The sequence below is a fragment of the Kordia algicida OT-1 genome (genome assembly GCF_000154725.1).
Taxonomy (GTDB): Bacteria; Bacteroidota; Bacteroidia; order Flavobacteriales; family Flavobacteriaceae; genus Kordia; species Kordia algicida.
In genome coordinates, this window is the sequence record NZ_DS544873.1 from 1,303,398 (window position 1) to 1,314,862 (window position 11,465).

The following is an 11,465-nucleotide window of genomic DNA, read 5'->3' on the forward strand; positions in this document are numbered from 1 at the left end:
TGTTTAATGTTTTTACTAAAAATTAATCACTACAATTTCCATTTATAATTGCTTGCGGTGTCGGATTGTAAGCATTATTTTGAATAATAACATTGTTTGAATTGTAATTTCCATTGGTAAACAAATTGGTCAATGCACAAAAATCTGAAAGCGAAGGATTTGGTCTGTCATTATAATCATTGTCTCCAATTTTAATATCACGACCAACGGTAGTTAGATTTTCTAAACCAGTTAAGCTTGCTAAGAAATAATTATCATAGATTAGCAAATCACTTGTAATAGTTGATAAATTATTTAAGCCTGATAAATCTGTTAAATTATCATTATTATTGATTTGTAAACTAGAAGAAATTGTTGTTAAATTCTCTAAGCCAGTTAAACTTTGTAATGCAGGATTTGCTAAGATAGTTATAGAAGTTAGGTTAGTAACGTTTTCTAAGCCATTTAAACTTGTTAAAGTATTGTTATAGGAAATTAGGATTGTGTTGGCATTGGGTGCAATATTTTCTAATCCTGTTAAATCACTCAATAATTGATTTCTAATTATGTTTAATCTCCCTACATTTGTCAAACTCACCATGCCTGTTAAATCTGGCATTGAAGTACAACCATTAATTTCAAGTACACCAGAAACTGTTGTTAGATTTCCTAGCGGCGCTAAACTTAGCAAAGCTGTATTATCTTTTAATATAAAATCATCTGCAACAGTTGTTAAATTATCCAATCCGGTTAAACTCGTTAATGCATAATTTTGATAAATAGATACATAATCACTTACACTTGTAACATTCTCTAAACCAGTTAAATTTAACAGCCCAAGATTTCTTGAAATGATTAACTTATTTACATTCGTTAAGTTATCTAAGCCTGATAAATTAGTTAATTCTCCGTTATTATATAATGAAAGAGCATCAGAAACGGTTGTTAAACTTTCTAATCCTGCTAAACTCTCCAAATCATAATTGTCTTGAAACTCTAGTTTGCCTGAAACCGTTGTTAAGTTATTTAAACCGTTTACACTGATTAAATTATAATTGTCTTTTATAATTAAATCTCCTGGTAAAGAAGTCAAATTTTCTAATCCTTCTAAACTTGTAAGTGCAGGATTTTGCTCAATGTTAAAATAATCAGAAACGGTTGTTAGATTATCTAATCCGACTAGGTTTGATAGCGAAGGATTGTATTCTATTCTAAAATAACCAGAAACAGTCGTCAAATTAGTTAAACCTGTTAGGTCTGTTAACATAGCATTGTTTTTGATTAAAATATCATTGGAAACTGTGGTAAGTCCTTCTAGTCCTGTCATATTTACTAACGAATTATCACCGAAATAAAAATACCCTGAAACCGTTGTTATATTTTCCAAGCCTGCTAAACTTGTTAAAGCTTCGTTATTTTGAATGACTAAATTCCCTGTAACTGTTGTTAACGAAGTAAGACTTTGTAAAGAAGTTATTTCTCCTTCAAAGCCATTAATGGTAAAGTTTCCATCAATTGTGGCATACCCAAACAAACCAAAGTTGTCAACTTCTGCCTGACTATTTAACTCAACATCACCAACAAATGTTCCTCCTGAAATTTCACAAGTAGATACCGTTCCGATATCTGTAGTGGTAGTCGTTAAATTTAAATTGATAGGATCTGATTCTTCATTATTAGTTGCATCAAAAACAATCATTTCATATGCATCTTCTGCACAATATGCTATGGTATAATTTAATGATCCGTCAGTAATAGTAGTCGTTTCAACATTTAAAAAATTAATATCGTTTTCTTTATATATTAACACATAACCGTTCGTAATAGGATTTCCATCACAATCATTCAATGTTCCCGTAATCGTTGTTTGTACTAATTCTGAAGGCAAATCGGCTAAATTTATCACAAAAGAATCATCTGTAGCAAAAGGACCGACTTGTTGTGTAGCAATAATTGTATTTGAACAATCACTATAGATGTTAATGGTTAAATTTTCATTTTTTGGAAATAAACCACAATCTTGACCTACAGCATTGGTATATCCTGAAAAAATAATTTGATCGTTAGCAGTTCTTATAATTTCAAATCTTTGATTAGATAGTGTGACAGTAGCATCAAGGGTAAAGCATAACGTTACAAGATTACTGATTGGCAAATCACAATTCCACCAAGAAAAGTGTGTCACTTCAGCGATATATTCATTCCCAACTTTAGTGGCAATTCCTTCTTCTTTCCAATATCCTTGTTCTTCATCAAAATACCACAAGGGCATTTGTGTTGGCGCATTTGGTGTGGAAGCATCTACAGGAAACGTGAGCGTTGCAGGAGCATTTTCGTTAATATTTAAAGATTCTCCAGAAGGAGAAAATAAGTTGATTCCCAACATTCCATAAGTTTCCATTCCTACTGCCGAACCATCTTCACGTTTACCAAATAAACTTCCTGGCATTTGTTCAAAAGTTTCAGGATTGTTAGGCTGTAAATAATGCATTACGACATCAACTTGACCTGTATACGGAGCTCCAGTTTCTGTAGTAAATTCCCCTGAAAAAGTCACTTCTGCGCCATTTTGCAATGAAATAGAGGCTGTTTCTCCTGAGTTTACAGAACCAACTACATTTTTCTCTAAAAGCGTTATTTGTATGTCATTTGTAGCATTTGGAGTTGGCACAATAGTTCTACTTCCTAAAATATATCCTTCTTTTGAGGCTTTTACATATGCAAACTTGTCAAATACAGAAACATCATTAATTGAAAAGATTCCCAAGTAATTTGTAGTAGTAATAGTGTTTCCAATAGTAATCGTAACATTTTCAAGTCCTAAACCGTTTTCGTCGACAATTCTACCCATAAAATTTGCGGTTACCATATTTCCAAAATTTGTTTGCGCAAATTCTTCATCAGAAACAATTACAACAGGATCTGGATCTGGTTCAGGATTTGGAGTTGGTTGTTGTCCAGAATCTGGAGGTGTTGTAGGTGTCACAAAATCATCTTCTTTTTCACAAGAGATAATAGAAATAAGGAATAGGAATAGGAATAGCGTTTTTTTCATGTATGCAATTTTATCAGTTACAAAACTAACTATATTATTTAATTTCAGTTAGATGGCTTTTATGTTAACTATTATTTAACATGTTTAGTATCTTCCAAAAGGTATAAAACTTTTCGCTTAAAGAAAAAAAGTGCCACCGTTTTCACGATGGCACAATCCTTCAACTTATCATGTAAATAAATTGAAATCTACTTAGCAGAGATATTAATAATTAACTCAACTCTCCTGTTTTTTGCTCTACCTTCTGGTGTGGTATTTGGAGCAATAGGAGCAGATTCTCCTTTACCAGTAATTGTAATGTTACTATTACTTAGTTTTTTGGAATCTAAGTAGTTCTTGATTACTTGAGCTCTTTCTATAGATAATTTGTCATTATATCGATCAGTTCCTCTACTGTCTGCATGTCCGATGATAGAAATATTATATCCAGCATCATTTTTCAGGTTTGCAGCAATGTTGTCTAAGATTTCTTTTGCATTTTTATCTAGTTTTGAACTGTCAAAATCAAAGTATACTTTTCGTTCTCCTACAGCAGGATCTGGAATCGTTACGACTTCCGTTTCTACAACTTCAGCAGGACAACCCTCAATAGTTCCCACAACTGTCGGACATTTATCTTTATTATCAGGGAAGCCATCACCATCTGTATCAGGACATCCACCGTACTCGATTTCTCCTTTTATTTCTGGACATAGATCGTCTTTATCTGCAACGCCATCGCCATCTGTATCTGGACAACCACCAAATTGTGCTATTCCAGGCGTATCTGGGCAAATGTCAAATTCATCAGGAATTCCATCGCCATCACGATCGTTATTTTCTTCTTCTTTTTCACTTGATGAAAGTCTGTAAACAACTCCTAAATTATGGTCAAAGTGTTTTGGTAAATAGTCTTTAAACGAGTGTTTGTAAGTCGTTTGTAAATTCACTCCAATTTTGTCTGATAGCCAATATTTCAATCCAACAGAACCATTTACTGTTCCTGCTCCTACAATGTCTCCAGGTGTTTCACTTGAAGTATTGAATGCTCCTTCTTCTAACCAAGAATATCCACCTCCAACAGCTAGGAAAGGACGAAGTTTTCCTTTTCCGAAGTTGTAGTTTATCATTCCATCAAGTGCATAATATTTTAAATTGTCTACTAAAAGACTTTCATCGGCATCGCCAAAGTCTCCGTATTTACTAATTTCATTGATTGTACCTTTTGCAGAGATCGATAAATTATCTGTAAGTTCTCTATTTACACCTACATAAAATCCAAGATTCCAGTGATCGTTTAGGTTAAAAAATTCATCAAAATATTCTCCTTGCGGTGCATCTTCTCCTACAGGATAAAAATCAACAGCACTTAAACCAGCTTCAAATGACCAGCGCCCTATTTTTGAGGTCATTGGAGTAGTTTCTGTACCTTCTTGTTGTGTTGTGCCTAATTTGTAGGAAATTCCAAGATTGTGATTCCAGTGTTTTGGTAAATAATCTTTAAATACATGCTTGTAAGTTGTTTGAAGATTGATTGCGAATTTGTCACTAATCCAATAGTTAAATCCTACAGAACCATTTACTGTTCCTGCACCAACCAAATCGCCAGCTGTGTTACCAGACGTATTAAATGGTCCTTCTTCCAACCAAGTATATCCACCACCAACGGCAATATATGGTCTTAATTTTCCTTGACCAAAATTGTAGTTAATCATTCCATCAAGTGCATAATACTTTAAGTTATCTACCAATACACTCTCGTCTGCGTCTCCAAAACTCCCGAATTTACTGATTTCATTAATGGTACCTCTTGCACTAATGCTTAGGTTGTTTGTTAAGTTTCTTGAGACTCCTAAATAATACCCTAAATTCCAGTGGTCATTCAGGTTTAAAAATTCGTCCATAAACTCTCCTTGTGGAGCATCTTCTCCTACAGGAAAGAAGTCTGTGGCGGTTACACCTGTTTCAACATACCAATTTTTATCAGTATTTTGAGAAAAAGAAGTCTGCGCCCAGACGAACATCGATAGTGTTAATGTGATAATTGCGTACTTTCGTTTCATAATGTTGCTAATTTTAAATAAATCATTTTTAAGATTGTATACTTTTACCTTCATAAAAATATTTTGCAAATTAGTGGAGTTTTAAATTACTCTTTAACTCATTAAAAAATTATTTTAACTCAAAAAAAGTAAACAGCGTTTTTCATTGAAGAAATTAATGATAAAACCAGCTATTAAAAGGAAAAAGAAAAGAATTTATTTGTTTCGAGAATTGATAAAATACACACCAATTAATAAAATAAAAGCAGCTATTAATGATTGTGTAGTAAGTTGCTCATTCAATACATACCAACCTAAAAACAACGCTACCACAGGATTTACGTAAGAAGCAGTCGCTACTTTTTCTGTTGAAACTTCTTTAAGTAAGTAGTTGAAAGCAGTAAATGCAACCAAACTTCCTAAAATGATTAATAAAAACATGGACCATTGTACATTAGTACTCCATGTTAATGGTGAAGTCCAAGTTTCTCCCAAAAAGAAACTTACGATTGCCAGCATAACACATGCAATTCCCATCTGATATCCTGTACTTACCAAATGATTTTTGGGTAAATCTGCTTTGGAAACAAATACACTGGCATAACTCCAACCAATGACACAGGTAAAGATTAGAATGATTCCTAAAAGTGTGTCTTCATCCGTCACTAATTCACGCTGACTTACCAACAGATACATCCCAAAAATACCTAAAATAACACCGATAATCGATTTTAATTTCATTCGTTTATTGTCAATCAAGCGCATTAACAATAAAACAAATAAAGGTTGTGTTGACGCCAATAACGCAGCAAAACCGCTATCGACATATTTTATTGCCCAAACAAAAAGTCCGTTTCCCGAGACCATAAATAGAAAAGCAACAAATATGGAATTTCGAAGTTGGCGTTTGGTAATTTGTAATTTTTTACCAGAAAATTTTGCAATAGTAAATATCAAAATGCTTGCACAGAAGAATCTAAAAAAAGCTAAGAAAAAAGCAGGTAATTCTGTAACCGCAATTTTATTCATCAAATACGTGCTTCCCCATATAATATAAATCGCGATGAAAGCGAGAATAATCAATATTTTTGAGGATGTAGATTTCATGTACAAATTTTAAGTGGCAAATGTACAATCTTGTTTTTATATCTTTGCAACAATCTTCAAACACTTCTGCCCTACACTATTTTTATCACAAATAAATTTCAAATTGTAAATTTTGTGTTTTATAAATCTGCATTTTTAATTATTTTTATAAAAGTCTTTTTTAACATTATATTTTTAATGTATTTCAAAAAGTATCGACCAATACAACGCAACCTTTCTTAGTTTTTGCATCTTTATTATAAATTAAAACTGCTTTTTATGAAAAAAATATTGTCATTCACTCTGATTGCATTTACAATCTTAAGCCTTTTTAATTGTACGACAGATAATGAAGTACAACCATTGCCATTAGTGGTTTATAATGGAAATCTCACCTTAAAAACACAAGCAGAAGTAGATGCTTATGGTGCGCAAGGTTACAACGTGATTAATGGTTATTTGAATATTGGCGATCGTTTGACGGATTTTAGTACGCCTGAACCTTCTGATATTACAGATTTGTCTCCACTACGATCAATAATTCAAGTCACAAAACAGGTAGAAATACAAAGCAATCCGATGTTGACTTCGTTAGCAGGTTTGGAAAATTTACAAGCAGTTTCTGGATTAATTGTAAACGACAACGAAAATTTAACGTCTTTAAATGGATTGGAAGGCTTGAGAACAATCACAGGAAATAGCATTGGTATTGGTCAAGTAATTATAAATGGAGGTGTAATTTCATTATTTAAAAATCCGTCATTGGCTTCTATTGAAGCACTAGGAAATATCAATCCGCAATCAATTCGTCAAATCTCGATCAATAATAGTAGCTTAACTTCCTTAGCTGGTTTGGAAAATATCGTACATATCTCCAATTTGAATGTTATTAATAATGATGCATTGACAAGTTTGAACGCTTTGGAAGGTTTGACAACGTTAGATACTTCAGTTTTCATTAGAGGAAATGATAATTTAACCAACTATTGTATTTTGCAATCGGCTTTACAAAATAACACCACATTACTTGGGTTTAATGTATTGGAAAATCAATTTAATCCTACACAACAGCATATTATTGATGGTAATTGCAGTCAGTAGTTTAGTTTATTGACAATCTACATCATCATGATAACATGTTATTACAAAATCTTTTTAATTTTTTATGGAATTTTTAGGCTATTTATTTAAGGAAAGTCAAACTACAATATTTAATAAGAAGCGTCTACAATAGCATTGAAGTACTATTATAAACGCCTTTGGTTATTTAATTAATACACAATATTGAATTATTGAGATAAGGTTATATATTATTTATTTGAAGGAATTACAATTGATTTCACATTTACAAATTCGCGAATACCAAAACCTCCATGTTCTCTACCGTAACCTGAATTTTTAACACCACCAAAAGGCATGTTTGGGTGCGCCAATCCGAAACCATTAATATTTACTTTTCCTGTATCAAAATGATTCCTTGCTAATTCTATCGCGCGGTTTTCGTCTTTACTAAAAATTCCACCACCAAGACCAAAACGACTATCATTGGCAATTCGCATTGCGTCTTCATTATTTTTTGCTTTAATGATAGATGCCACAGGACCAAATAGTTCATCATCATAAGCAGGTTGTCCTGGAGTTACATTCTCTAATACGGTTGATGGATAGTAATATCCTTTTCCGTCTGGAATTTCGCCACCACACAAAATTTTAGCCCCTTTTTCAACACTTTCCAATACTTTATCATGTAATTCTTCTCGTAAATCTTTACGTGCTATTGGTCCTAGTTTAGAGCTTTCATCAGAAGGATCGCCGTGTGGTTTACTATTCATAATATTTACAAACTTTTCTTTGTATTCTTCATACACGCTTTCTACAACGACAAACCGTTTAGCGGCAACACAAGTTTCTCCATTGTTGTACAAACGTCCTTGCACAGAAACTTTAGCTGCCAAATCAATATCTGCATCATCCAACACTAAATATGCATCATTACTACCTAACTCTAGTACTGTTTTTTTCAAGGCTTCTCCTGCTTTTTTACCAACATGTTTTCCAGCCGCAGAACTTCCTGTAAGCGTAACTCCTCTTACATATTTGTGTGTAATGATGTCGTCTGAAACATCGTGATCTATAATTAAAACTGAAAATACATCTTTATCAAGTCCTGCATTTTCAAAAATTTCTTTGAGTTTAATTGCAGTTCCTGTAACATTTTTTGCGTGTTTTAGCAATACACCATTTCCTGCCATTAGGTTTACAATTGCGTAGCGAATTACTTGATATGTTGGGAAATTCCAAGGTTGAATTCCGTATATAACACCAATTGGTGCATATTGAATAATTCCTCTGCCGCCGTTTGGTAAAGATCTTTCTTCATCTTCCAAGCGTTTTACACCTTTGGTCGCAGTATATTCACAAATATTGGCACATAATTGTATTTCTTGATGTGAATGTTTTAGTAACTTCCCTACTTCATCTGTCATTAACTGTGCGAGTTCATCTTTATGCTCTCTTAATGCATTTGCTATGTTCTTAATAATAGCTCCACGTGTTTTTACAGGTTTCTTTTTCCATTCTAAAAAAGCTTCATGACAAGAAGCTACGGTATTGTAAGCTTTTTCTTTTGTCATATATTTATAAGTAGCAATAACTTCTTCTGTGGCTGGATTAATAGTTGTAAATTCTATTTCTTTCATAACTGTATTATTATATCTTTTATCCAAAAATAGCTTTCAAACTATAATTAGTGTTGCTCTAATGGATTTTAGTTGAACTCATTTAATTTATTAGAATAATTTTTTAAAAAAAATCCTTAAATCATTAAATGAGCACCGTTTTGATTTTTTTGGAGTAATGGTTTTAAATATTGAATTAGATATTTGTGTAAAATTAATTGCTAACAAAAAAATATAATAAATGCCATTTTTCACACACGAGACAGAAACACAGAATATCGATTTGTTTTTTGAAGATCATGGACAAGGACAACCTGTAATTTTAATTCACGGATGGCCACTAAGTCACAGAGCTTGGGAACAGCAAGTTTGGGCAATTGTTGAAGCTGGTTACCGATGCATTGCGTATGATAGACGCGGATTTGGAGATTCTGATTCGCCATGGGATTCTTATGACTATTCCACTTTAGCAGCAGATTTACATCAATTAATTACACAATTGGAATTGAAAGATGTTATTCTCGTAGGATTTTCTATGGGTGGCGGCGAAGTTGTTCGTTATTGTACAGATTTTGGAACTGATAATGTTGCCAAAGTCGCACTTGTGAGTTCTATTATTCCTTTGGTAGCTAAGAAAGAAGATAATCCTGCTGGTGTTCCGCAAGATGAACTTGATGGAATTATGGATGGATTAGAAAATGATAGAGTTGGATTGCTAAAAGACTTCCACAAAAATTTCTATAACTACGAAGATAATCAAGAAATTGTCAGTGAAGCACAATTGGAGTACGATTGGTCAATAGCTTCTTTTGCTTCGCCAAACGCAACTATAAAAGCAGCAAAAGCTTGGGCAGAAACTGATTTTAGACCAGAATTGAAAAATATTGATGTTCCTACATTGATTATTCACGGAGATGCAGATAGTATTGTTCCGATAGAAACATCTGGAAATCAAGCTGCTAATATGATCGAAAATAATACATATAAGGTTTTTAAGAACGGACCACACGGTTTGAATATAACACATAAGCATGAATTAAATGATGCGCTCTTAGCATTTTTTAAATAGTAGTTAGTTAATAAGGTTGGTTAAAAAGTCTGTAATTGATAGTGATTGCAGACTTTTTTGTTTTTCTTCGGAATGAATCAATCATTACGGCGATTGTGTTAATGTCAGTAGTTTTTACGTTGTATTTTAGATAAAAAAATTATAAACCCTTAAAAAACATACTATGAGTAAAGATCAAAATACATACAATTCAGATATTACAAAAGATGATTTGCAAGCCTTGCGTGAACGTACTGAAAATACACGTACAGATGGCGGAGACGATAGCTTATTAAATAATCGGAATAAAGCTGTTGATTTTGCAGGAAAAGATTTGGATGTTCCAGGAAGAACACTTCCAAGTGATAAAAAACAGGCAAGCATTAAAGATGAAGAAAATCAATTGTACAGTCAAGGTGGAGACGGAAACGAAGATTTAGAACGCACCTCAGAACATATAGAAAATGTATAATACCATTTATATCTTTACCGTTATTTCATAGAGAATTAAATGTAAAGATGATTTATATAATGAAGTGATTTAAACTTTTTTGATTTGCTAAAAAATTACTGTTTTTCAGCCCTGATTTCGTCTTTTTTTCGTTCCGTAGCGCTGCTATAAAACTCAAAAAAGCCTTCAACAGTACTTAAAACTTCTAGTGTTCGCTTAAAACCGAAAAGTTTAAATCACTTCAATAAAAAAACGTTTACAACAGTATCGAAACACTATTGTAAACGTTTTTTTATGTTTTTTTGAATTTATTCTTTTATCAAGGTTACTTTTACAGCGTTCATTCCTTTTTTTCCCATTTCTAGTTCAAAAGAAACTTTATCATTTTCTACGATAGTATCAATGATTCCACTTACATGAGTAAAATACTTTTCATTGTTTTCGGCATCGATGATAAAACCGAAACCTTTGGAAGAATCAAAGAATGATACTTTTCCTTTACGTACAGGATCAACTTCTTCTTTCTCTCCTTCTAATGTTTTTGGAATACTGATTTCAATATTCTCAATTTCGTAAGCTACTTTCTGAGAAGGATCTGGAGGCGTGTCCGTTAAATTTCCATTATGATCTACATAAGCAAATTGAATTCCTTTTTTCCCGTTTTCTTTTGCTTCAGCTTTTCGCGCAGCCATTTTTTTACGCTTTTCTTCTCTCTTTTTTAATCTCTTTTTTTCTTTTTCTGATTTGTTAAATGTTTGTTGCGACTTAGCCATTCGTATTTTTAAATTGTTTTTTTTAGTTTATAACTTCTCTTAAATATAATCTTTCTTTGGCAGAAATAATAGAGATAGAGGTTTAAATCTTCTTTAAATATGAGTTTATACTAAAAAAGTCTATCAAACTTGATAGACTTTTTTGTTAAGGTAAAATGTATGTTAGATAACTTTTACGTTTACTGCATTTAATCCTTTCCTACCTTCTTGTAGGTCAAATTCAACCTCGTCACCTTCACGTACTTCATCGATCAATCCTGAGATGTGTACAAAATGTTCTGTGTTTGTTCCTTCTTCAGTGATGAATCCAAAACCTTTAGTGTCGTTGAAGAATTTTACTGTTCCTTTACTCATTGTAATGTAATTTAATTTAT

The 11,465-nt window shown here is 32.5% G+C and carries 9 protein-coding genes; 3 read left to right on the top strand and 6 right to left on the bottom strand.

The annotated features are described in order from the left end of the window. Positions 1-22: 22 nt before the first annotated feature. From KAOT1_RS21895 to KAOT1_RS05490, 3 genes are all read right to left on the bottom strand, one after another. Positions 23-3,034 carry an autotransporter outer membrane beta-barrel domain-containing protein gene (locus KAOT1_RS21895; RefSeq protein ID WP_007093737.1) on the bottom strand — a complete coding sequence of 1,004 codons (3,012 nt, stop codon included), beginning with the start codon at positions 3,032-3,034 and terminating at the stop codon, positions 23-25. Positions 3,035-3,222: 188 nt separating this feature from the next. Continuing rightward, positions 3,223-5,076 (bottom strand): OmpA family protein, encoded by a 1,854-nt coding sequence (locus tag KAOT1_RS21900; RefSeq protein ID WP_157560283.1) that lies wholly within the window; start codon positions 5,074-5,076, stop codon positions 3,223-3,225. A 195-nt stretch (positions 5,077-5,271) separates the two neighbouring features. Continuing rightward, entirely contained in the window at positions 5,272-6,162 is an 891-nt protein-coding gene (locus KAOT1_RS05490; RefSeq protein WP_040559341.1) for a DMT family transporter, read from the bottom strand. 258 nt (positions 6,163-6,420) lie between these two features. Between KAOT1_RS05490 and KAOT1_RS05495 the strand changes: the two genes are divergently transcribed. Next, on the top strand, positions 6,421-7,242 hold the full coding sequence (locus tag KAOT1_RS05495) for a hypothetical protein (protein WP_007093740.1): 822 nt from the start codon (positions 6,421-6,423) through the stop codon (positions 7,240-7,242). 209 nt (positions 7,243-7,451) lie between these two features. On the opposite strand, the gene KAOT1_RS05500 is transcribed toward KAOT1_RS05495, so the two are convergent. After that, on the bottom strand, positions 7,452-8,840 hold the full coding sequence (locus KAOT1_RS05500) for an NAD-dependent succinate-semialdehyde dehydrogenase (protein WP_007093741.1): 1,389 nt from the start codon (positions 8,838-8,840) through the stop codon (positions 7,452-7,454). A 220-nt stretch (positions 8,841-9,060) separates the two neighbouring features. On the opposite strand from KAOT1_RS05500, the gene KAOT1_RS05505 reads away from it, so the two are divergent. Both KAOT1_RS05505 and KAOT1_RS05510 read left to right on the top strand, forming a co-directional pair. After that, positions 9,061-9,888, top strand: coding sequence for an alpha/beta fold hydrolase (locus KAOT1_RS05505; protein WP_007093742.1), 828 nt, complete (start codon positions 9,061-9,063; stop codon positions 9,886-9,888). Positions 9,889-10,051: 163 nt separating this feature from the next. Then, the gene (locus tag KAOT1_RS05510) at positions 10,052-10,339 is read left to right on the top strand and encodes a hypothetical protein (protein ID WP_007093743.1); all 288 of its coding nucleotides are present in this window, start codon (positions 10,052-10,054) and stop codon (positions 10,337-10,339) included. Positions 10,340-10,626: 287 nt separating this feature from the next. On the opposite strand, the gene KAOT1_RS05515 is transcribed toward KAOT1_RS05510, so the two are convergent. Together KAOT1_RS05515 and KAOT1_RS05520 are read right to left on the bottom strand one after the other, a co-directional pair. After that, positions 10,627-11,091 carry a cold-shock protein gene (locus tag KAOT1_RS05515; RefSeq protein WP_007093744.1) on the bottom strand — a complete coding sequence of 155 codons (465 nt, stop codon included), beginning with the start codon at positions 11,089-11,091 and terminating at the stop codon, positions 10,627-10,629. Positions 11,092-11,253: 162 nt separating this feature from the next. Next, positions 11,254-11,445 carry a cold-shock protein gene (locus KAOT1_RS05520; protein WP_040559342.1) on the bottom strand — a complete coding sequence of 64 codons (192 nt, stop codon included), beginning with the start codon at positions 11,443-11,445 and terminating at the stop codon, positions 11,254-11,256. Positions 11,446-11,465: the final 20 nt, after the last annotated feature.

What these genes read in the sequence shown, in the direction of transcription:
- KAOT1_RS05520 (WP_040559342.1), bottom strand. Translation starts at nt 11,445, where the DNA reads ATGAGTAAAGGAACAGTAAAATTCTTCAACGACACTAAAGGTTTTGGA.
- KAOT1_RS05500 (WP_007093741.1), bottom strand. Translation starts at nt 8,840, where the DNA reads ATGAAAGAAATAGAATTTACAACTATTAATCCAGCCACAGAAGAAGTT.
- KAOT1_RS21895 (WP_007093737.1), bottom strand. Translation starts at nt 3,034, where the DNA reads ATGAAAAAAACGCTATTCCTATTCCTATTCCTTATTTCTATTATCTCT.
- KAOT1_RS21900 (WP_157560283.1), bottom strand. Translation starts at nt 5,076, where the DNA reads ATGAAACGAAAGTACGCAATTATCACATTAACACTATCGATGTTCGTC.
- KAOT1_RS05510 (WP_007093743.1), top strand. Translation starts at nt 10,052, where the DNA reads ATGAGTAAAGATCAAAATACATACAATTCAGATATTACAAAAGATGAT.
- KAOT1_RS05490 (WP_040559341.1), bottom strand. Translation starts at nt 6,162, where the DNA reads ATGAAATCTACATCCTCAAAAATATTGATTATTCTCGCTTTCATCGCG.
- KAOT1_RS05495 (WP_007093740.1), top strand. Translation starts at nt 6,421, where the DNA reads ATGAAAAAAATATTGTCATTCACTCTGATTGCATTTACAATCTTAAGC.
- KAOT1_RS05515 (WP_007093744.1), bottom strand. Translation starts at nt 11,091, where the DNA reads ATGGCTAAGTCGCAACAAACATTTAACAAATCAGAAAAAGAAAAAAAG.
- KAOT1_RS05505 (WP_007093742.1), top strand. Translation starts at nt 9,061, where the DNA reads ATGCCATTTTTCACACACGAGACAGAAACACAGAATATCGATTTGTTT.